At 74.0% G+C, this 21617-nt stretch carries 16 protein-coding genes; 6 read left to right on the top strand and 10 right to left on the bottom strand.

Annotated features, from left to right (window positions below):
• Positions 1–201 precede the first annotated feature (201 nt).
• Positions 202–1182 carry a quinone oxidoreductase family protein gene (locus tag ACH4PY_RS21800; RefSeq protein WP_398185203.1) on the top strand — a complete coding sequence of 327 codons (981 nt, stop codon included), beginning with the start codon at positions 202–204 and terminating at the stop codon, positions 1180–1182.
• A gap of 9 nt (positions 1183–1191) precedes the next feature.
• The gene (locus tag ACH4PY_RS21805) at positions 1192–1794 is read left to right on the top strand and encodes a TetR/AcrR family transcriptional regulator (protein WP_398185206.1); all 603 of its coding nucleotides are present in this window, start codon (positions 1192–1194) and stop codon (positions 1792–1794) included.
• Here ACH4PY_RS21805 and ACH4PY_RS21810 read toward each other — a convergent pair.
• The 5 genes from ACH4PY_RS21810 to ACH4PY_RS21830 form a co-directional block, all read right to left on the bottom strand.
• Complete coding sequence (locus ACH4PY_RS21810) at positions 1784–3289, bottom strand: serine/threonine-protein kinase (protein ID WP_398185209.1); 1506 nt, start codon at positions 3287–3289, stop codon at positions 1784–1786. The two genes, ACH4PY_RS21805 and ACH4PY_RS21810, sit on opposite strands and share 11 nt — an antisense overlap.
• A gap of 454 nt (positions 3290–3743) precedes the next feature.
• Positions 3744–5837: a protein tyrosine kinase gene (locus ACH4PY_RS21815; RefSeq protein WP_398185212.1), complete on the bottom strand. Its 2094-nt coding sequence runs from the start codon at positions 5835–5837 to the stop codon at positions 3744–3746.
• A 117-nt stretch (positions 5838–5954) separates the two neighbouring features.
• Positions 5955–7820, bottom strand: coding sequence for a serine/threonine-protein kinase (locus ACH4PY_RS21820; RefSeq protein ID WP_398185215.1), 1866 nt, complete (start codon positions 7818–7820; stop codon positions 5955–5957).
• 121 nt (positions 7821–7941) lie between these two features.
• The gene (locus ACH4PY_RS21825) at positions 7942–9717 is read right to left on the bottom strand and encodes a serine/threonine-protein kinase (protein WP_398185218.1); all 1776 of its coding nucleotides are present in this window, start codon (positions 9715–9717) and stop codon (positions 7942–7944) included.
• A 60-nt stretch (positions 9718–9777) separates the two neighbouring features.
• A complete protein-coding gene (locus ACH4PY_RS21830; RefSeq protein ID WP_398185221.1) occupies positions 9778–11484 on the bottom strand; it encodes a glycerol-3-phosphate dehydrogenase/oxidase in 1707 nt (568 codons plus the stop codon).
• A gap of 289 nt (positions 11485–11773) precedes the next feature.
• Here ACH4PY_RS21830 and ACH4PY_RS21835 point away from each other — a divergent pair, with 289 nt between their 5' ends.
• Positions 11774–13045, top strand: a complete 1272-nt coding sequence (locus ACH4PY_RS21835; RefSeq protein ID WP_398185224.1) for a nucleotide sugar dehydrogenase — start codon at positions 11774–11776, stop codon at positions 13043–13045.
• Positions 13046–13363: 318 nt separating this feature from the next.
• Positions 13364–13993 (top strand): hypothetical protein, encoded by a 630-nt coding sequence (locus tag ACH4PY_RS21840; RefSeq protein WP_398185227.1) that lies wholly within the window; start codon positions 13364–13366, stop codon positions 13991–13993.
• Between the two features lie 75 nt (positions 13994–14068).
• Here ACH4PY_RS21840 and ACH4PY_RS21845 read toward each other — a convergent pair whose 3' ends face one another.
• From ACH4PY_RS21845 to ACH4PY_RS21860, 4 genes are all read right to left on the bottom strand, one after another.
• On the bottom strand, positions 14069–15190 hold the full coding sequence (locus tag ACH4PY_RS21845; RefSeq protein WP_398185231.1) for a GuaB3 family IMP dehydrogenase-related protein: 1122 nt from the start codon (positions 15188–15190) through the stop codon (positions 14069–14071).
• Positions 15191–15328: 138 nt separating this feature from the next.
• Complete coding sequence (gene guaB, locus ACH4PY_RS21850) at positions 15329–16828, bottom strand: IMP dehydrogenase (RefSeq protein WP_398185234.1); 1500 nt, start codon at positions 16826–16828, stop codon at positions 15329–15331.
• Between the two features lie 150 nt (positions 16829–16978).
• Positions 16979–17605, bottom strand: coding sequence for an RNA polymerase sigma factor ShbA (gene shbA, locus ACH4PY_RS21855; protein ID WP_398185858.1), 627 nt, complete (start codon positions 17603–17605; stop codon positions 16979–16981).
• A gap of 350 nt (positions 17606–17955) precedes the next feature.
• A complete protein-coding gene (locus ACH4PY_RS21860; protein ID WP_003948568.1) occupies positions 17956–18567 on the bottom strand; it encodes a response regulator transcription factor in 612 nt (203 codons plus the stop codon).
• A gap of 421 nt (positions 18568–18988) precedes the next feature.
• Here ACH4PY_RS21860 and ACH4PY_RS21865 point away from each other — a divergent pair, with 421 nt between their 5' ends.
• On the top strand, positions 18989–19291 hold the full coding sequence (locus tag ACH4PY_RS21865; protein WP_398185237.1) for a WhiB family transcriptional regulator: 303 nt from the start codon (positions 18989–18991) through the stop codon (positions 19289–19291).
• Between the two features lie 36 nt (positions 19292–19327).
• On the opposite strand, the gene ACH4PY_RS21870 is transcribed toward ACH4PY_RS21865, so the two are convergent.
• Positions 19328–20245: a LysR family transcriptional regulator gene (locus tag ACH4PY_RS21870; protein WP_398185240.1), complete on the bottom strand. Its 918-nt coding sequence runs from the start codon at positions 20243–20245 to the stop codon at positions 19328–19330.
• A gap of 84 nt (positions 20246–20329) precedes the next feature.
• Here ACH4PY_RS21870 and ACH4PY_RS21875 point away from each other — a divergent pair, with 84 nt between their 5' ends.
• Positions 20330–21409: an aminotransferase class V-fold PLP-dependent enzyme gene (locus ACH4PY_RS21875; protein WP_398185243.1), complete on the top strand. Its 1080-nt coding sequence runs from the start codon at positions 20330–20332 to the stop codon at positions 21407–21409.
• Positions 21410–21617 lie beyond the last annotated feature (208 nt).

Here is a 21617-nt window from a genome sequence, read left to right on the forward strand (position 1 = left end):
TACGACGCGGGGCCCGGTGTGGCTACCCATGAGTAGCCACTTTCTACCGGCGGTAACACCTTTGGCGGCAGCTTCGCCGCCCGCCGGGTGCTCCCGACAGAACTGGACTTGCCGGTCCATTTTTCACTTCCTACCGTCGAAGACGTCCCCTCAAGCGGGCCCCCGGACCTCCCCCGGGCCCCTCCGGAAAGGAAACAGCCCATGCGCGCGATCCGCGTCGAGCAGCACGGCGGCCCCGAGGTCATGGACGTCGCCGACATCCCCGAGCCCGCCCCCGGCCCCGGCCAGGCCCTGGTCGAGGTGGCCGTGGCGGGCGTGAACTACATGGACGTCGGCGCCCGGCAGATCGGCGGCCCCGGCTGGACCCCGCCCTTCGGCCTCGGCGTCGAGGGCGCGGGCACCGTCGTCGCGCTCGGCGAGGGCGCCGCCGAGGCCGACGGGCCCGAGGGCCTCGCGGTCGGCGACCGGGTCGCCTGGTTCTACCACCCCGGCAGCTACGCCGAACGCGCCGCGATCCCCGTCACGTCCCTCGTCCGGGTGCCCGACGGCATCGACGACGGGACCGCCGCCGCCGTCATGATGCAGGGCCTGACCGCCAACCACTTCACGACCGAGACCTACGCCGTACGCCCCGGCGACACCGCCGTCGTGCACGCCGCGGCCGGCGGCGTCGGCCTCATGCTCACCCAGATGATCAAGGCCCGCGGCGGCACCGTCATCGGCCTGGTCTCCCGCGAGGACAAGGTCCCCGTCGCGAAGGAGGCCGGCGCCGACCACGTCCTGGTGTGGTCCGGCGGCGGCTTCGAGGACCGGATCCGGGAGCTGACCGGCGGCGAGGGCGCGGACGTCGTCTACGACGGCGGCGGCACCGCGACCTTCCGCTCCTCCCAGCTCGCCCTGCGCCCGCACGGCACACACGCCTACTACGGGCCCTTCATGGGCGTCCCGTCCTTCTCCGTGACGGACCTGCCCAACAGCATCCTGTTCAGCTACCCCATGGTGCAGCACCACGTCCGCACCCCCGAGGCGCTGCGGCGGCGCAGCGCGGAGGTCTTCGCGATGCTCGCGCAGGGCAAGATCGGGGTACGCGTCGGCGGGCGCTACCCGCTCACCGAGGCCGCGACCGCGCACACCGACCTGGAGTCGCGCCGCACCACCGGCAAGCTGCTGCTCATCCCGTAGAGGAGACCCATGACGCTCACCAGCAGGGGTGCGGCCACCCGCGACCGCATCCTGGAGGGCGCCGCCGCCGAGATCCGCCGCCAGGGCGTCTTCTCGGTGACGCTGGACGACGTGCTCGCCGCCACCTCCACCAGCAAGAGCCAGCTCTTCCACTACTTCCCCGGTGGCAAGGAGGAGCTGTTCCTCGCCGTCGCACGGCACGAGGCCGACCGCGTCCTCGCCGACCAGCAGCCGGAACTGGGCACGCTCACCTCCTGGGAGGCGTGGCGGGCCTGGCGGGAGAAGGTCGTCGGCCACTACCGGGCGCAGGGCCAGGACTGCCCGCTGAGCATCGCCGTCTCCCAGGCGGGCCGCTCCACGCCCGCGACCCGGGCCGTCGTCGCCGAGCTGATGCAGCACTGGCAGTCCGCGCTCGCCGAAGGCGTCGCCCACATGCGGGCGGCCGGCCGCACCGCACCCGACATCGACCCGGAACGCGTCGCCGCCGCGCTGCTCGCCGCGATCCAGGGCGGTGTGCTCATCCTCATGTCCACCGGCAGCACCGCGCACCTGGAGGCCGCGCTCGACGAGGGCATCGCCGCGCTGCGCCGCGGCGCCCCCGTCACGGTGTGAACGTCCGCCGGGCGGTGTCGAACAGGGCCCTGGTCTCCTCGGTCCGGTCCAGCGGCCCGGACAGCCACACGTCGTACATCCGCCCGCCCTGCACCCAGCACAGGTCGAAGGTGCGCCGCGCGCCCTTCCCGTCACCGAAACCGTCGTAGGTGAACTCCCACAGCGCCGCGTCCGCCCCCTGCTGCGCGGTCCGCGTCACTACCCCGTCCCGGTAGCCCCGGTACGGGCCCTTCGCCCCGCGCGCCTGCACGTCCTGACCGTGCATCACGTCGTACGCCGTGCCCTTGCCCGGCGGCTGTATCCGCTCCCCGAACCGGAAGGCGTGATCCGCCGACCAGTAGTACACCCGCGGCGGAACCTCCTGCCGGTCCCACCCGTCCGGCAGGGCGACCGACCAGCCGTGCGGGTCGGCGACCGTACGGAAGCCCGCCGGGAGCGGGGACGCGGTGGGCGTCGGGCGCGGGGCCGCGGTCGTCGTGGCGGGCGCCTGCGTGGTGACCGCCGGGGACGGGGCGGCGCCACCCCCGTCCCTGCCCCTGAGCACGACAACAGCGGCGGTCCCGCCCGCCACCACCGCGATCAGCACCGCAGCGGCGAGCCCCGCCAGCAACCGGCGCCGCCGCCCCTTCCGCCCACGCCCCGGCCCCGGCCCCGGCTCCGGCACGGCCCGCGGCACGGTGGGCGGCGTCGGCGGCTCGATGCCCGCCTCCGCGTACGCGACCAGCACCGTCCGCACGTCCGCCGCCGCCATCCGGCGCGCCGGATCCCGCTCCAGCAGCCCCCGCACGACCGGCAGCAGCGGACCCACCGCCTCCGGCGGTCGGATGTCCGCGAACGCCACGGCGTGCACGATCTCCGCCACCGACTCGCCCCGGAACGGCGAATGCCCCTCCACCGCCGCGCACAGCAGCGCCCCCAGCGACCACAGGTCCGACTCCGGCCCGGCAGCCTGGTTCGGATCCATCCGCTCCGGCGCGGTGTACTCGGGCGAGCCCACGAAGGCGCCCGTCTCACTGACCGTGTCGCTGCCCGGCACCCGCGCGATACCGAAGTCCGTGAGCACGACGCGGCCGGTCGTACGGTCGAGCAGCACGTTCGCTGGCTTCACGTCACGGTGCTGGATGCCGTGCTCATGGGCCGCGAGCAGCGCGCCCGCGACCGCCGCGCCCACCCGCGCGGCCTCGCGCGGCGGGAGCGGGCCGTCCTCGCGCAGCACCTCCGCGAGCGAGCGGCCGTCCACCAGCTCCATCACGATCCACGGCCGGCCGTCCTGCTCCACGACGTCGTACACGACGACCACGTTCGGATGCCGGATCCGCGCGAGGCCCCGCGCCTCGCGCAGCGCGCGCTGCTCGCCGTCGGCAAGGTGCAGTTCCTTGACGGCGACGGTGCGGTGCAGCAGTTCGTCCGTCGCGGCCCAGACGGTGCCCATGCCGCCGCGGCCCAGGCGCGCGCCCAGCCGATACCTCTCCGCGACAACCCGGTCCGTCCCCATACCGCCTCCGGGCGCTCCCCGTCCCCGACCCCCGGACCCTATCGGGTCCCGCCCCCCGAGCGACCGGCTTCCCGCCGCGGGAGGTGCCCGCGCAAAAGTTGCGGTCTCCCTGTGGGGCGCATTCGCCGTCGGGGCGAACCGCATCCGCCCCCACCGGCAGGCAGCCGCCGACGAAACGCCGGGAGGGGGACGGTGCGGGGTGCCCCCGCAGGAATGCGCTGTCGGTGGCTCACCAACCAGGTAAGAGGCCGAACGCGCATTCCGAGGAGGTGCCCCGTGGCGGCCCCCGACCCACCCCGCGGCGCGCCGCGAAAGGGGCGCGTGGGGGCACCTCCCAGGCGGAGCCTGGGGGAGAACGGCGCGCCCAGCCCCCCACCGGGGGAAGGTCGCGCGGCGCACCGCACCACGCAGAACGAAGCGCCCCACCCTCAAAGCAAGAGCACCCGGCGGCCCGCTAGCCCGCGGTGTACGTCTCGACCACCTTGTCGAAAGCCCGCTGCACAGCGGCCCGCTGCACGTCCGGCCCGTACACGAGCACGACGTGATACCGCCCGCCGATCTGGATCGCCAGATTCCGCGCGTACACGGACTGCTGGTTCGCGTCGCGCCACGTGTACTCCCCCTCCGCCGCGGTGTGGCCGTGGACGGTCACGGTCTGGAGGCCCGACGCCGAGGACCAGGAAGACGCGCGGAAGTCCGCGAGTTCGGGTTCGACGAGCTGGTAGGCCAGCGGGTCCTGCGCGTCGCCGGTGGCCTTGTCGCGGCCGGGGACGACGGTCATCGTGAGGTCGCTGCCGGTGTAGCGGACCTGGTCCTTGCCGTTCTTGCCCGCGCGCTGCCACCCCGTGTGGACGGCGACGGTGAAGCCCGCGGGGTCGGTGCGCAGGGCGAAGTCGGGGCCGAGGTCGGGGGGCGCGGAGGGCGGCGGGGCCGCGCTGGTGGGCGCCTTGGTGGCGGGCGCGGAGTGCGAGGGGGCGGCGGGGGCCGAGGAGGGCGCCGCGTGCGTGCCGCCGGAGCCGCCGGAGTGGGACCCCGGCATCTGCGCGGGCACCGTGCGGTCGCCGTTGGAGCCGTCGGAGGACGTGTCGCGGTGCGGCATGAGCAGGACCACCGCGACCGCGGCGACGACGAGCAGCGCGAGCAGCACGACGAGCAGCCGCAGGCCGAGGCGGCGCGGCGCGGCGCCGCCGTCCTGGGCGGGGCCGCGGGAGGAGACCACCTGCTCGTGCAGGAAGTGCTCCTGCTCCGCGCGGGGGGCGCGTTCGCGGGGCGCGCGTGGGGGGCGGGCCGGGCGCGCGGGCCGTGCCGCCCTGGCCTGCTTGCCGCGGGCGTGCCTGCGGTGCTGGAGCCCGCCGGGGTCGGCGGATTCGCGGCGGCGGCGCCGTACGAGTTCGCCCTTGCGGCGTTTGACGGGCAGTTTCGCGGGGTCGGCCTCGACGAAGACGGTGTGCTCGCCGAGGTCGGGTTCGGGGGCGGAGCGGATGAGGGAGCGCAGCCAGCCGCCCAGTTCCTCGGCCTCGGGGCGTTCCTCGGGGTCGGGGCGCAGCAGTGATTCGACGAGCGGGCGCAGCGCCCCGCACTCCTCGGCGAAGGCGGGCGGTTCGGAGCAGACCATCTGGACGAGTTCGGCCGCGTTCTCCTCGGGGTAGGGCGGGTGGCCCTGGACGGAGCGGAAGAGGAGCGCGCCGAGCGCCCAGAGGTCGGCGGGCGGGCCGACGGGCGGCGAGAGCTGCCATTTCTCGTGGACGGGGTGGGCCTGTTCGGGGGCCCAGCGTTCGGTGACGGCGCCGACGACGGTGATGCGGTTCTGCCTGGCCCGTTCGGCTTCCAGCGCGGAGCGCGGCCCGTGCCAGGCGGCGGCGTCGGGCGCGGCACCGTCGGGCGGGCCGGCGGGCTCGTCGGAGCCTTCCTCGGCGGGGCCGGTCATGGCGGGGACGGGTTCGGAGTCGCCCTCGGGCAGCGGGTCGTAGCCGCACAGCGCTTCCTGGGCGGCGCCCGCGGCGAGGCCGCCGAGCATGGCGCGGCCGTCGTCGCACACCAGCACGGTGCTGGCGGTGACGTTGCGGTGCGTCCAGCCGTCGGCGTGCAGCGCGCGCAGTGCGGTGAGGACGTCGGAGGCGATCTCGGCGGCGCGGTAGGCGTCGATGGGGCGTTCGGCGAGTAACGCGGCGAGCGGCCGTCCGGACACCAGTTCGCTCGCGATCCAGAGGCTGCCGCCCTCGACGAAGATGTCGAAGACCTGCACCAGGCGGGGGTGGTCGGGGATCGCGGCGGCGGCGCGGGCGGCGTCCAGGGCGCGCCGGGCGCTCTCGCCGAGCGCGCCGGGCCCGTCGCCGAAGCCATGGCCGTCGCCGAAGCCGTCGTGGCTGTCGTAGCCGCCGTACTCGTCGTCGTCGCCGACGACCTCGGGCAGCAGCACCTGGCGGACCAGGACCTCCTGGCCGCTGTAGGTGTCGAAGGCGCGGGTCTCGACGAGTTCGAACTCGTCGGCGGGCGGCCGGGGCAGCCGGTAGCGGTCGGCGAGCACCCGCCCTGCGTATTCGTCCACGGCGCCCCCTCCCTGGCCCGGTCGACTGCGGTCCTTCCGCGTACCGAACCGGTCGCGTCCGGTTCTCATCCGGCTGCGGACGGTTCGTGCACCCTTACCATACGTGCTGCCTCGCACTCATCCGGCCGGTTTGAAGGTGGCGAAGGCGACCTCGCGCATCTGCCGGTTCTCCGGGCTGTTCCAGTCGTCCACGGGGGTGGTGAAGAGCAGCGCGTAGCCGTGGTGCTTGTCCGTCACCATGCCGCGGTTCAGGACGTGCACTTGCTTACCCTCGGAGGTGCGCTTGTACTCCCAGTCCGCCGCGTCGTACGTGCGATACGGGACGCTCTTCACGGCGATCTGCTGGTAGCCGGTGATGGTGTTGTGGGCGGCGCTCTTCTGCCACTCCGCGAGCGCGCTGGGCTTGGGCGAGTTGGTGTAGTCGACCATCAGGCGCGCGCCGTTCGGCCCGCTGTAGTACGTGCCCGTGCGGTAGCCGGCCCGGTCCGGCAGGCGCTTCCAGCCGTCGGGGAGGGCGACGGCAGCGCCGCCGTTGGCGGTGACGAGCTGGAAGCCCTGGGGGGCGGCGCCGGGGGCCGCCGCCGCGTCGCCGTCCTCGGCGTCGTCGCCACCTTTGCCCTTGCCCTTGCCCTTGTTGCCGCCGTGGTCGTCGCCCTGGCCGTCGCCGTCGCCGGGCTGCGTGGTGGGGGCGGAGGTCTGCGCGGTGTCCTTGCCGGCGGTGCCGGCCGTACTGCTCGTGGTGCCCGGCTTCGTGCCGTCGCCCTTCTTGTCACCGCTGCCGCCACCGGAGTTGGCGACCAGGACGCCGATGATCGCGGCGATCACCGCGAGGACGGCGACGACCACGACGAAGAGCGTGCGGCGCGGTACGACGTCGGTGAGCGGGGCGCGCGCCGGGCGCGGCGCGGCGTCGGCGGGTGCGCCGGGCGCGCCCGCCGGGTGGGCGGCGGCGGCCTTCGGCTTGGGCTTCGCGGCGGCGCGGCGCACCGCGGCGAGCGCCTCGCGGGCCCGGTCGAGGTCGGGCACGGCGGCGGAGGCCGCGGCGGGCTCGCCGGCCGGGGCGGGGGACGCGGGTGCCTGCTCCGGCACGGGCGGGAGCACGCTGGTGCGGGTCTCGCCGCTGGATATGCGCGGGGCGTCCGCGGGCGGCTCCGGCGCGTCGACGACCTCCCGGAGCAGGGTGCGGGCCGCGTGCTCGTCGAGGCGCTTGTCGGGGTCCTTGGTGAGCAGCCCGGAGATGACGCGGGCGAGCGGTCCGGCGTTGGGCATCGGGCCGACCGGCTCGGTCATCACCGCGGTGAGGGTCGCGATGGCCGACCCCTTGTCGTACGGCGGGCGGCCCTCGACGGCGGCGAAGAGCAGCGCGCCGAGCGACCACAGGTCGGCGGGCGGGCCGGGCTTCTGGCCGCGGGCGCGTTCGGGCGAGATGTAGGAGGGGGCGCCGACGAGCATGCCGGTGGAGGTGACGGACGGGTCGCCGTCGATCTGGGCGATGCCGAAGTCGCTGAGCACGACGCGGGTGTCGTCGGCGATGAGGACGTTGGAGGGTTTGACGTCGCGGTGCAGGATGCCCTCGCGGTGCGCGGCGGACAGCACGTCCAGCACGACGAGGCCGACCTCGGCGGCGCGGCGCGGGGTGAGCGGGCCGTCGTCGCGGATCCGGTCGGACAGCGAGCGGCCCTCGATCAGCTCCATCACGATCCACGGCCGGTCGTCCTCCTTGACGACGTCGTAGACGGTGATCGCGCCGGTGCCGCGTATCCGCGCGGTCGCCTTGGCCTCGCGCAGGGTGCGGGTGACGAGGCGGCGCTTCTCCTCCTCGTCGACGTTTCCGGGGAAGCGCAGTTCCTTGACGGCGACGGTACGGCCCAGGGTCTCGTCGGTCGCGCGCCAGACCGTGCCCATGCCGCCCTTGCCGAGCACGCCGTCGAGCCGGTACCGGTCGGCGAGCAGACGTCCGTCGGTACCTTCGACCTCGCTCATGGCTTCCCTCTGTGGTCGTACGGGTGAATCCCCATCATCCCCGAAGCGGGCACTCACAGGCCAATACGCAGGAAGGGCCCCGGTGGTTCGGCGAACGGCGGTGCGAACCGGCCGGCCGGTGTCAGCCGGTCTCCCGGAATCCGGCGACGGCGTTGTCGAACACCGGCTTGTAGTCCGACCACTGCGCCTTGGGCGCCGACAGGTACACCGCGTACTCCCGGCCGCCCGGCTTGCCGAAACCGAGGTCGAGGGCGCGGAAGGGCTTGGTGGTGCCCTGGAAGGTGAACTGCCACAGCGCGGCCTCCTGGCCGTCCGCGGTCTTCGTCCGCTCCATCCGCTCGCGGTGGTAGTCCTTGACCTGCCCCTGCGTCTGCGGCTCCAGGTCGATCCAGTGCTGGTACGGGTCGAGGCCGGCGAAGTCCAGCGCGCTGATCTTGAGGGCCACGGTGTCGGTGGGGTCTATGTAGCTGACCTGGTCGCCGCCGTCGTAGACCTTCTTGTGCCAGCCGTCGGGCACCGGGACCCGGTAGCCGCGGTTGGCCTGCTCGGCCAGGTGGTAGCCGTCGGGGACGGGCGGCGGCTCGTAGGTCGGGGCCCCGGTGGTGGGCGGCGGCGCCGTCGTCGGGTCCTGCGTCGGGGTGCCGCTCGTGGGGGCGGCCGTGCCGGTGGCGGTCGGGGACGGGTCGGGGCTCGCGGCGTCGGAGCTGTGGGCCCGGTCGACGGCGACCGCGACAGCCGCGGCCACCACGGCGACCGCGACGGCGGCGGCGACCCAGGGCCAGGGGCGGCGCCGCCGGTCGCCGGACGGCGGACCGTGGTGCTGCGACCCCAGCTGCGGCTCGCGCGGCGGCGGCACGCTGCCGGTGTACGCGGGCTGCCCCGGCCCGGTGTGCGGGCCCGTCCCGGGCGGCGCGGTCATCGTGACCTGCCGTACCGGCCCGGCCGGGGGCGGCGGCACGGGCCGGGTCAGGCCGGTGCGCTCGACGAACGCGGTGTCGGGTTCGGCCGCGGGTATCCGCAGCATCCGCTCGGCCTGCTCGGCGGACAGCCGCTCGGTGGGCTCCTTGGCCAGCAGTCCGGCGATCACCTCGGTGAGCGCGCCCGCGCCGGGCGGCGGTTCGATCGTCTCCTCGGCGATGGCGTAGGCGGTCTCGATCGCGGTGGGGCGGCGGAAGGGCGAGCGGCCGTCGACGGCCTGGTAGAGCGTGGCGCCCAGCGCCCACAGGTCGGCCTCGGGGCCGGGCGGGGCGCCGCGCAGCCGCTCGGGCGACAGGAAGTCGATGGAGCCGATGATCTCGCCGGTGCGGGTCAGGGTGGAGGTGCCGGAGGACTGGGCGATGCCGAAATCGGTGAGCACGATACGGCTGCCCAGCGGCACCCGCCCGGTGCCGGTCCCGGTACCCGTATCGGTGTCGGCGCGGGGCGGGCCGCCGGCGGGGTGGCCGAGCAGCACGTTGCCGGGCTTGACGTCGCGGTGCAGCACTCCGGCGCGGTGGGCGGCGATGAGCGCGGCGACCATGCCGCGGCCGATCCGGGCGGCGTCGCCGGGGGCCAGCGCGCCGTGCTCCTTGACCAGGTCGCCGAGCGTCATGGAGGGGACGTACTCCATGACGATCGACGGCAGCCCCGCGTCGTCCACGACGTCGTGCACGACGATGACGTTGGGGTGGCTGATGCGGGCGGCGGCGCGGGCCTCCCGCCGGGTGCGCTCGAAGAGCGTGGCCAGCTCGTCGTCGTCCATGTCCGGCTGCGGCGGGTGCAGCTTCTTGACGGCGACCTGACGGTCGAGCAGCTCGTCCTGCGCCCGCCAGACCGTGCCCATCCCGCCGCGGCCGATGCGTTCGAGCAGCCGGTAGCGGCCCGCGACCAACCGCCCCTGGTCCGCCGGTCCCACCATCTCGCGCCCCTCCACCGTCCCCCGTTTTGCGCGGATTTGCCGCGCCCAGACGTCCCGCGTCTAGAGTGGCACGATATCCGGCGCCCCCAGCCGCGCGGCATCCGCGGTCAAGTCGTCGGGCTGGCGCTGGGATTCTCGCTCGGCCTCGACGCGCTTCTCGTAGTACGTCACTTCCTTGTCGATCTGCGCGGCGTCCCAGCCCAGGACGGGTGCCATCAGCTCGGCGGCCTCGCGCGCGCAGCGGGTGCCGCGGTCGAAGGTCTCGATCGAGATACGCGTCCTGCGGGCCAGCACGTCGTCCAGGTGCCGTGCGCCCTCGGCCGAGGCCGCGTAGACGACCTCGGCGCGCAGGTAGTCGTCGGCGCCGCCGAGCGGGGCGGCCAGCGACGGGTCGGCGGCGATCAGCTCCAGCAGCTCCTCGGTCAGCCCGCCGTAACGGCCCAGCAGGTGCTCGACGCGTGCGACGTGCACCCCGGTACGTGCCGCCGTCCTGGCGCGGGCGTTCCACTGCGCCTGGTAGCCCTCGGCCCCGGCGAGCGGGATCTCCTCGGTGCAGCAGGGCGCGACCCGGTGGTCCAGGCCGTGCACCGCCTCGTCCACCGCGTCCTTGGCCATGACCCGGTACGTCGTGTACTTGCCGCCCGCGACCACCACCAGGCCGGGCACCGGGTGCGCGACGGTGTGCTCGCGCGACAGCTTGCTGGTCGCGTCGGACTCGCCCGCCAGCAGGGGCCGCAGGCCCGCGTAGACGCCCTGGACGTCGTCGCGGGTGAGCGGGGTGGCCAGTACGGAGTTGACGTGGTCCAGCAGGTAGTCGATGTCGGCGCTGGAGGCCGCCGGGTGGGCCTTGTCGAGGTCCCAGTCGGTGTCGGTGGTGCCGACGATCCAGTGCCGCTCCCACGGGATGACGAACAGCACGGACTTCTCGGTGCGCAGGATCAGCCCGGTGGTCGAGTGGATCCGGTCCTTGGGCACCACCAGGTGGATGCCCTTGGACGCCCGCACGTGGAACTGCCCGCGCTCGCCGATCAGCGCCTGTGTGTCGTCCGTCCACACCCCGGTCGCGTTGACGACCTGCCGGGCGCGGATCTCGTACTCGCCGCCCGCCTCGCCGTCGTGCACGCGGGCGCCGACGACACGCTCGCCCTCCCGCAGGAAGCCGGTCACCCGCACCCCGTTGGCCACGTGCGCGCCGTAGGAGGCGGCGGTACGCGCCAGGGTCGCCACGAAGCGCGCGTCGTCCACCTGGGCGTCGTAGTACTGGAGCGCGCCGACCAGCGCGTCCTTGCGCAGCGCGGGGGCGACCCTCAGCGCGTGCCGGCGGGTGAGGTGGCGGTGCATGGGCAGTCCGCGGCCGTGGCCGGAGGAGACCGACATGGTGTCGTAGAGGGCCACGCCGGTGCCCGCGTAGAGCCGCTCCCAGCCCTTGTGCTGGAGCGGGTAGAGGAAGGGCACCGGGCGGACCAGGTGCGGGGCGAGGCGTTCCAGCAGCAGCCCGCGCTCCTTGAGGGCCTCGCGGACCAGCGCGAAGTCCAGCATCTCCAGGTAGCGCAGCCCGCCGTGGATGAGCTTGCTGGAGCGGCTGGAGGTGCCCGCGGCCCAGTCGCGGGCCTCGACCAGGCCGGTCGACAGGCCGCGGGTCACGGCGTCCAGCGCGGTCCCGGCGCCGACGACGCCGCCGCCCACCACCAGGATGTCGAGCTCCTGCTCCGCCATCCGGGCGATGGCCGCGGCCCGCTGGTCGGGTCCGAGTGTCGTGGTACGCATCCGTGCCTCCGTGCCTTCCGGCGGTCGTCGGGCTGAGCGGGTCGTGCGGTCGTACGGGACCCCCGGGTCGTCCCGGGGTCCGGGCGGGACGGCGGGCGGACCCGTCCCCTCGATAGTGACCGGACGCGCCGGGCGCTGCCAGGGCAGCCCGTACGGCTGAGGTGGGGGCGTGTCATCGCCCTGACCGGCGCGGCGAGTGGTCATATCAGTCATTTGTCTGGTTAGCCTGCTTTGACGCCATGTGTGAGCCATTCGAGGTGGTTCGTGGTGGTCGCCAGGGAGGACACCCATGCCCGCAGACCTCGCCGTGCTCGGACTCGGCCCCACCGGGCTGTCGCTCGCCCAGGCGGCGACCGCCGCGGGCATCGGCGTCATCGGCTACGACCCCGACCCGGCGGCGGTCGCGGACATCACCGCGGGCCGCGTACCGCCCGGCTCGCTGGCCGCCGCCGACCTGCGCCGCATGCTCTCCTGCGGCTTCCGCGCGACCGGCGACCCCAAGGTGCTCGGCCGGGTGCGCACCGCGGTCGTCTGCGCGCCCACCCCGCCCGGCGAGGACCACGCGCTGGACCTGTCCGCGGTCGCCGCCGCCGCCCGCGCGCTCGCCCCGCACCTGCGGCCGCACACCACCGTCGTCCTCGAATCGGCGGTCTACCCCGGAACCACCGACGGCTTCCTGCGCCCGCTGCTCGAAGCGCACGGCCTGCGGGCCGGCCGCGACTTCCACCTCGCCTACTCCCCCGGCCGCCTCGACCCGGGCAACCGCGCCGTCCACTTCGCCACCACCCCCAAGGTCGTCGGCGGCGCCACCCCGGCCTGTACCGAGGCCGCCGCCGCCTTCTACGGCCGGCTCACCGAGCGCGTGGTGCGCGCCCGCGGCATCCGCGAGGCCGAGACCGTCAAACTGCTGGAGACCAACTACCGGCACGTCAACATCGCCTTCGCCAACGAGATGGCCGTCTTCTGCCACGACCTCGGCGTCGACCTGTGGGACGTCATCCGCTGCGCCGAGACCAAGCCCTTCGGCTTCCAGGCCTTCCGCCCCGGACCCGGCGTCGGCGGACCCGCCCACCCCCTGGACCCCAACGCAGCACCGCACTTCACCCCGCCTGCCCACCCGCGGCTGCCCGGACACCCCCTGCGGATGGTCGAACTCGCCGCCGAGGTCAACGGCCGCATGCCGCGCTACGTCGTCCAGCGCGCAGCGGCCCTGCTCAACGAGCACGGCAAGTCGCTGCGCGGCGCCCGCGTCCTGCTGCTCGGCGTCACGTACAAGGCGGACCTCGCCGACCAGCAGGGCGCGCCCGCCCGCGAGATCGCCACCCGGCTGCTCGAACTCGGCGCCCAGCTCTGCTACCACGACCCTTACGTACCCCAGTGGCGCGTCATGGACCGCCCCGTGCCGCGCGCCGACTCGCTGTGGGAGGCCGCCGCCGAGGCCGACCTCACCCTGCTGCTCCAGCACCACCGCACGTACGACCTCCAGGGCCTCGCGGTCAAGGCCCAACTGCTGCTCGACACCCGGGGCGCGACCCCCGCGGGCGCCGCCGCCCGGCTCTGAGATCCCGTCAACTCCCGCACGGGATCCGCACCTTCCCGCACACGACCCTCACCTGCACGGATGCCGGAAAGCCGGCCGCGACCGCGCCCCGGGGGCCGGCCGGCGTCCCCTGTCCGGCTTCCGGACACTCCCGGACAACGGTCCAGGTCGGGCCATACGTACGGGTCGTGTAACGACCGGACGAATCGTCTTGTCCGATTGTCACCTCCCCCTGCTAGATTTCGCTGTCACCACTCGTGCGCGGGCATGTGCGCATCAAGCCCACAGCGCGCCGCGCCACGAAAACCCGCAGCACGTCCGTCCCCGGGGGAAGTCCTCATGAGCGCCAACTACCCGCCGCCGCAGCAGCCCGGCGGCCAGAACCCGTACGGCCAGCCGCAGCCCGGCCAGCCGCAGTCGCCCTACGGCGCGTCGCCGTACGCCGGCGGCCAGCCCGGCCAGCCCGCACCCGGCGGCTTCAACGCAGGCGCCTACGCCCCGCCCGCCCCGGTCGGCATGGCCCCGCAGCAGAAGAACCCGGGCCTCGGTGTCGTCGTCGGTGTCCTCGCCATGATCGTCGGCGCGTTCGTGTACGCCGGCATCATGCGCGCGCTGGCCAAGGACGACGGCCACTACACGCGGGTCTGGTACGTCGCCGTGGCCGTCGGTGTGCTCGTGGGCATCGCCGTCGGCAAGGTCGGCGGCCGCAACACCTCGCTGCCGATCGTCAGCGCCGTGCTGGGCGTCCTCGCCGTCTTCCTCGGCCAGTTCATGGGCTTCGCCATGTGCATCTCGCACTGGGAGTCCGTCGCCAGCGGTGGCGGCGGCGACTCGTGGACGCACATCCTCTTCTCGCAGACCAGCGACCTGTGGAAGTTCTACAAGCACGAGTTCGACTTCGTGGACTTCCTCTTCCTCGCCGTCGCCGGCATCGAGGGCTTCGTCCTCGCCCGCCGCTCCGCGAGCTGACCCGCACCCATACGGTTACGACGAAGAGGGGCGGCCCCGCGGGGCCGCCCCTCTTCGTCGTACGCGCCGCAGGCGTCAGCGGTGGTGGGTCGGGGAGACCGTCACCTCGACGCGCTGGAACTCCTTCAGGTCCGAGTAGCCGGTCGTGGCCATCGAGCGGCGCAGCGCGCCGAAGAGGTTCATCGAGCCGTCGGGCGCGTGCGAGGGGCCGAGGAGGATCTCCTCGGTGGTGCCCGCCGTGCCCAGGTTCATCCGCTTGCCGCGCGGCAGCTCGGTGTTCACCGCCTCCATGCCCCAGTGGAAGCCGCGGCCCGGCGCGTCCGTCGCCCGCGCCAGCGGCGAGCCCATCATCACCGCGTCCGCACCGCATGCCACGGCCTTCGGCAGATCGCCGCTGGAGCCGAAGCCGCCGTCCGCGATGACGTGCACGTACCGGCCGCCGGACTCGTCCATGTAGTCCCGGCGGGCCGCCGCCACGTCCGCGACCGCCGTCGCCATCGGCACCTGGATGCCCAGCACGTTGCGCGTGGTGTGCGCGGCGCCGCCGCCGAAGCCCACCAGCACGCCCGCCGCGCCCGTCCGCATCAGGTGCAGCGCCGCGGTGTACGTCGCGCAGCCGCCGACGATGACCGGGACGTCCAGCTCGTAGATGAACTGCTTCAGGTTCAGCGGCTCGTGCGACCCGCTCACGTGCTCCGCCGACACGGTGGTGCCGCGGATCACGAACAGATCCACCCCCGCGTCCACGACCGTCTTCGAGAACTGCGCGGTGCGCTGCGGCGACAGCGCCGCCGCCGTCACCACCCCGGCGTCCCTGACCTCCTTGATGCGCTGCCCGATCAGCTCCTCACGGATCGGCGCCGCGTAGATCTCCTGGAGCCGCGCGGTCGCCCGCGCGTCGTCCAGCTCCGCGATCTCCGCGAGCAGCGGCTCCGGGTCGTCGTAGCGCGTCCACAGCCCTTCGAGGTTCAGCACCCCGAGCCCGCCCAGGTTGCCGATCCGGATCGCCGTCTCCGGCGACACGACGGAATCCATCGGCGCGGCGAGGAACGGCAGCTCGAAGCGGTAGGCGTCGATCTGCCAGGCGATCGAGACTTCTTTGGGGTCACGCGTGCGGCGGCTCGGCACCACGGCGATGTCGTCGAAGCTGTACGCCCTGCGGCCGCGCTTGCCCCGCCCGATCTCGATCTCTGTCACGTCCTGTGCCTCTCTCCTTGGCCTGCGGCCCCAGTATCCCGCACCCCGCGTGCGGCGCCGCGCCCCGGCCCGGGGTCCGCGCGTACCGCGCCGGGCACCCGTTTGTCAGGGGCGCGGGGCCCCGCGCGGCAGGGGGCGTCAGCCGTGGTAGTTGGGGGCCTCGACCGTCATCTGGATGTCGTGGGGGTGGGACTCCTTGAGGCCCGCCGCGGTGATGCGGACGAACCGGCCCTTCGTCGCCATCTCGGCGACATTCGCCGCGCCGACGTAGCCCATGGTCTGCCGCAGGCCGCCGACGAGCTGGTGGAGGACCGCCGCGAGCGGGCCCCGGTAGGCGACCTGGCCCTCGACGCCCTCGGGCACGAGCTTGTCGTCGGAGGAGACCTCGCCCTGGAAGTAGCGGTCCTTGGAGTACGAGCGGCCCTGGCCGCGCGACTGCATCGCGCCGAGCGAGCCCATGCCGCGGTAGGACTTGAACTGCTTGCCGTTGATGAAGAGCAGCTCGCCGGGGGACTCCTCGCAGCCCGCGAGCAGGCTGCCGAGCATGACGCTCTGCGCGCCCGCGGCCAGCGCCTTGCCGATGTCGCCGGAGTACTGGAGGCCGCCGTCGCCGATGACGGGGATGCCCGCGTCCTGGCAGGCGACCGCGGCCTCGTAGATCGCGGTGACCTGCGGGACGCCGATGCCGGCGACGACGCGGGTGGTGCAGATGGAGCCGGGGCCGACACCGACCTTGACGCCGTCCACGCCCGCGTCGATGAGCGCGCGGGCGCCGTCGCGGGTGGCGACGTTGCCGCCGACGACGTCGATGCCGACGGCGGACTTGATCTTGGCCATCCAGTTCAGCGCGTTGCTGTTGTGGCCGTGCGAGGTGTCGACGACGAGGAAGTCCACGCCCGCGCCGACCAGCGCCTGCGCGCGGTCCAGGGCCTCGGGTCCGGCGCCGACGGCGGCGCCGACGACGAGCCGGCCCTCGGAGTCCTTCGCGGCGTTCGGGTACTGCTCGGCCTTGACGAAGTCCTTGACGGTGATGAGGCCGCGCAGCCGGCCGTCCTCGTCGACGAGCGGCAGCTTCTCGATCTTGTGGCGGCGCAGCAGCGCCATCGCGTCCACACCGGAGATGCCGACCTTGCCGGTGACCAGCGGCATCGGCGTCATGACTTCGCGGACCTGGCGGCTGCGGTCGGTCTCGAAGGCCATGTCGCGGTTGGTGACGATGCCGAGCAGCTTGCCGGCCTCGTCGGTGACCGGGACGCCGCTGATGCGGAACTTCGCGCACAGGCCGTCGGCCTCGGCGAGCGTCGCGTCCGGGCGGACGGTGATCGGGTCGGTGACCATGCCGGACTCGGACCGCTTGACCAGGTCGACCTGGTTGACCTGGTCCTCGATGGACAGGTTGCGGTGCAGCACGCCGACGCCGCCCTGGCGGGCCATGGCGATGGCCATCCGCGCCTCGGTGACCTTGTCCATGGCCGCGGACAGCAGCGGGATGTTCACCCGGACATTGCGGGAGATCAGCGACGAGGTGTCGACCTGGTTGGGCAGTACGTCCGACGCGCCCGGCAGCAGCAGCACATCGTCGTAGGTCAGCCCCAGGGCGGCGAACTTCTCGGCTACTCCGTCGGCGTTCAGCGTCATGACACCTTCTCGAATGGTCTTGCCCGGCGAGTTGTTCAATGGTAGTGGGTTCGCCGGTATTCCCCGGACCACCCGCCCCGGCGTCACCCGCGCGGGGCGCTCACCAGCCGGGACGCGCGCAGGGTGACGGACCCGTCACCCGCGGGCGGCTCAAGCGCTGAGGCCTCGGGCGCGCGGCGGGTGGGCGGCGGCCGACTCCTCGGCGATGGCCCGCAGCCGGCTCAGCGCGCGGTGCTGCGCGACGCGTACGGCGCCCGGCGACATGCCCAGCACCTGTCCGGTCTCCTCGGCGCTCAGCCCGACCGCGACCCGCAGCAGCACCAGTTCGCGCAGGTGGCCGGGCAGCCGGTCGAGCAGGCCGCGGGCCCAGGCCGCGTCGCTGTTGAGCAGCGCGCGCTCCTCGGGGCCGAGCGAGTCGTCGGGCTTCTCCGGCATCTCGTCGGACGGTACTGCGGTGCTGCCGGGGTGGCGCATCGCGGCGCGTTGCAGGTCGGCGACCTTGTGGGCGGCGATGGACACCACGAAGGCCTCGAAGGGCCGCCCGAGGTCGCGGTAGCGCGGCAGCGCGCACAGCACCGCGAGGCAGACCTCCTGGGCGAGGTCGTCCACGAAGTGCCGGGCGTCGCCGGGCAGCCGGCTCAGCCGGGTCCGGCAGTAGCGTTCGGCGAGCGGGTGGACGTGCGCGAGCAGTTCGTGGGTCGCCCGCTGGTCGCCCGCGGCGGCGCGGCGGACGAGGGCACCGATGGCCGTGCCGGCCTGAGTGTCGTCGTCGCGCATCCACCCATGGTGCCTCGCCGCCGGAGCTTCCGCCGCATCGCGGGGGTACTTCTGCACCGAAGCGTTATGAGCCGCCGCGCCCGTACCGGTGGCCGGTTCGGCTCCCGGGTCGGCGGCCGGGGCCGTCATCTGCACGGTCCGGTCCGCCGCGTGCTCCGCCTCGTCCTGCGCTGTCCGCTCTGCCATCCGGTGCCCCCGCCGATCCCCGAGGAAGTCCATACGTCAAGCATGCGTCCTCCCCCGGGAAAGCGCGGACTCGTGCGGGGCTTCACCGTACGGCGTAATGCGTACGGCGTACGGCGTAGCGCGCCGGGTGACCCGCACGGCGGACCCGGTGGGCTCGGCCGACCTCAGCGGACCAGGCCCCAGCGGAAGCCGAGGGCGACGGCGTGCGCGCGGTCGGAGGCGCCCAGTTTCTTGAACAGCCGCCGGGCGTGCGTCTTGACGGTGTCCTCCGACAGGAACAGCTCGCGGCCGATCTCGGCGTTGGACCGCCCGTGGCTCATACCCTCCAGGACCTGGATCTCCCGGGCCGTGAGGGTCGGCGCGGCGCCCATCTCGGCGGACCGCAGCCGGCGCGGGGCGAGCCGCCAGGTGGGGTCGGCGAGCGCCTGCGTGACGGTGGCCCGCAGTTCGGCGCGCGAGGCGTCCTTGTGCAGGTAGCCGCGGGCGCCGGCGGCGACCGCGAGCGCGACCCCGTCGAGATCCTCGGCGACGGTGAGCATGATGATCCGGGCGCCGGGGTCGGCGGACAGCAGCCGCCGCACCGTCTCCACCCCGCCGAGGCCGGGCATCCGGACGTCCATGAGGATCAGGTCGGACCGGTCGGCCCCCCAGCGGCGGAGCACTTCCTCGCCGTTGGCCGCGGTCGTTACGCGCTCGACACCGGGTACGGTCGCGACCGCGCGGCGCAGGGCCTCTCGGGCGAGCGGGGAGTCGTCGCAGACGAGGACGGAAGTCATGACCGCCCCCCGCAGCTGAACCGCGTCACGTTGTGCCTCCAGGCTGTACGAAGTAACCACTTCCGCCACACTCAACGACCCTCACCCGAAAGAGTTACGAGGTTTGGTCGTCGCGATCGGCACTCTACGTGATCATGCGCCTACGGATCCGCCACGCCGCAGGTCAGAACGGGTGAGCCGGGAAAATTCCGCGGGGCGTCCGGCAGAGGAGACGGGACGGGCGGGGCGTCGAATACTGCTGAACGGGCGGTGATGCCGCTTTTGCGGCGTCTTTGCACCCTTTGGCCGCTCTTTCCTGATGCATGGGCTAATCGCCGTTAGATTGGCGATGAGTCATATTTACATCTACTACGACAGTAGATGTACGGTCGAAGACACCGAGGTCGTCTTGGCCGTCACGCACCCGTCGAGGGGATGAGCAATGGCAGACTTCTCCCGCCTACCCGGCCCTAACGCCGATCTCTGGGACTGGCAGCTCGTGGCAGCCTGCCGCGGCGTCGACAGCTCGCTGTTCTTCCACCCCGAGGGTGAGCGCGGTGCCGCCCGCAGTGCGCGCGAGGCCGCCGCCAAGGAGGTGTGCAGCCGCTGCCCGGTGCGTGCCGAATGCGCGACGCACGCCCTCACCGTCCGCGAGCCGTACGGGGTGTGGGGAGGGCTCACCGAGGACGAGCGCGAGGAGATGATGGGCCGCTCCCGCAACCGGATGCCCGTCCCGCAGAACTGACCGGCCCCTCCCCTCCTCCCCGCGTTCGACCGCCCGTCACACGGCCCGCCGCCGCAGCCCCGCGCGCGCCAGCCGCCCCAGCATCACGTCCACCGCAGGCACCTGCGCGAGGTCGGGCAGCGTCAGCGCCACGACCTCGCGCCGCACCCCCTCCCCCAGGCCCACCGCCACGACGCCCCGCGCCCGCACCGACTCCAGCGCCAGCCGGGGCAGCACCGTCACGCCCAGCCCCGCCGCGACCAGGCCGACCACCGCCGGGTAGTCGTCGGTTGCGAAGTCGATCCGGGGCGTGAAGCCCGCGCGCTCGCACAGCTCGACCAGATGCCCGCGGCAGCGCGGGCAGCCCGCGATCCAGCGCTCGCCCGCGAGGTGCGACAGCTCCGCCGCCGCCTGCTCCCGCGCGAGCCGGTGGCCGGGCGGTACGACGCACACCAGCGGGTCGCTCAGCAGCGGGCGCACCACCAGGTCGTCCCACGACTCCTCCGCGGGCGTCGGCAGGTCGGCGTAGCGGAAGGCCAGCGCGATGTCGCAGTCCCCGGCGCGCAGCAGCTCCACCGAGCGCGGCGGTTCGGCCTCCACGAGCGAGATCTCGGTGCCCGGGTGCGCGGCCCGCATCTCCGCGACCGCGCCCGGCACCAGCGTCGCCGTGCCCGACGGGAAGGACGCCAGCCGCACCCGCCCGGCGCGCAGCCCGGCGATCGCGGCGATCTCCTCCTCCGCGGCGGTGAGCCCGGCGAGGATGCCGTCGGCGTGCCGGACGAGCGCCTCGCCCGCCTGTGTCAGCCGCATCTCGCGCGGGCCGCGCACCAGCAGCGGGGTGCCCGCGGACTGTTCCAGGGCCTTCATCTGCTGGCTGACCGCGGGCTGGGTGCAGCCCAGCGCGCGGGCCGCGGCCGAGAAGGACCCGCCGCGCGCCACCGCCCGCAGGACGCGCAGGTGCCGTGCCTCCATCATCGGTCCACCATAAGCATTGCTTAGGGGTGAGCCCAAGAGATCAGCGATGGACTTTGCCCCGGGCCCGGTCCAGGCTGAGGTGTCATGAGCTCCGACACCACCGCTCCCCTCGACCTCACCAGCCCCCTCGCCGCCGCCGAATACCCGGCGCTGGTCCCCGGCTACCTCAACACCGCGACCGTCGGCATCCCCCCGGCCCGCGCCGTCGCCGCCCTGCGCGACGCCCTCGGCCCGTGGGCCGCCGGGCACACCGGGAGCGACACCTTCGAGGCCGCGGTCACCGCGGCCCGCGCCGCCTTCGCCCGGCTCGCGCACGTGCCCGCCGACCGGGTCGCGCTCGCCGGGTCGGTCGCGGGCAGCGTCGGCCTGATCGCCACCGCCCTGCCGCCGGGCGCCGAAGTCGTCGCGTACGAGCGGGATTTCAGCGCCCTCGTGCACCCCTTCGCCGCCCGCCCCGACATCACACTGCGGCTCGTCCCGCTGGAGGAGCTGGCCGGGGCCGTACGTCCGGGCACCGCGCTGGTCGCCGTCAGCTCCGCGCAGTCGTCGGACGGCCGGGTCGCCGACCTGCCCGCGATCCGCGCCGCGGCGGCCGCGTACGGCGCCCGTACGCTCGTGGACGCCACACAGTCCGCGGGCTGGCTGCCGCTGGACGCGTCCCTGGACGACTACGTGGTCTGCCACACCTACAAGTGGCTGTGCGCCCCGCACGGCGCCGCCTTCCTCACCGTCCGCCCCGGCGCCGAGGACACCCTCGCGCCGACCTTCGCCGGCTGGTACGCCGCCGCCGACCGCAACGCCATCTACGGCCCCATCACCGAACTCGCGCCGGGCGCGCACCGCTTCGACACCCGCCCGGCCTACCTGCCGCACATCGCCGCCGCCGCGTCCTTCTCCCTCGTCGAGGAGCTGGGCATCGACCGCGTCCACGCCCACGACACCGCCCTCGCCCAGCGCCTGCGCGACGGCTTCACCGCACTGGGCTACTCCCCCGTGCCGGGGCCGTCCGCGATCGTGGCCGTGCCCGGGGTGCCGGCCGCGGTGACGGAGCGGCTGCGCGCCGCGGGCGCCGTCTTCGCCGCCCGCGCGGGGAACGTCCGGCTGGCGCCGCACTTCTACAACACCGCCGCCGACGTCGACCTCGTCCTGGCGGCGGCCGGCTGACCGGATCCGTCCGCATCCCTCCATATTCATCTGCATCCGTCCGAAAAAAACAGGCTCCCTGAGATGCGCTTCGCCGCGGCCCGCACCGACAAGCGCAGGCACACCTCCCGCACCGGCCGTACCTCCGGCGCGAGCTGACCGCGAGGCCCTCCCGTGCCGGCGGCGGTCGCCCGGAAATGCGGTTGGCCTGCCACGACGGCGGTGGTGG

The sequence above is a fragment of the Streptomyces sp. NPDC021224 genome, from assembly GCF_044332905.1.
Taxonomy (GTDB): domain Bacteria; phylum Actinomycetota; class Actinomycetes; order Streptomycetales; family Streptomycetaceae; genus Actinacidiphila.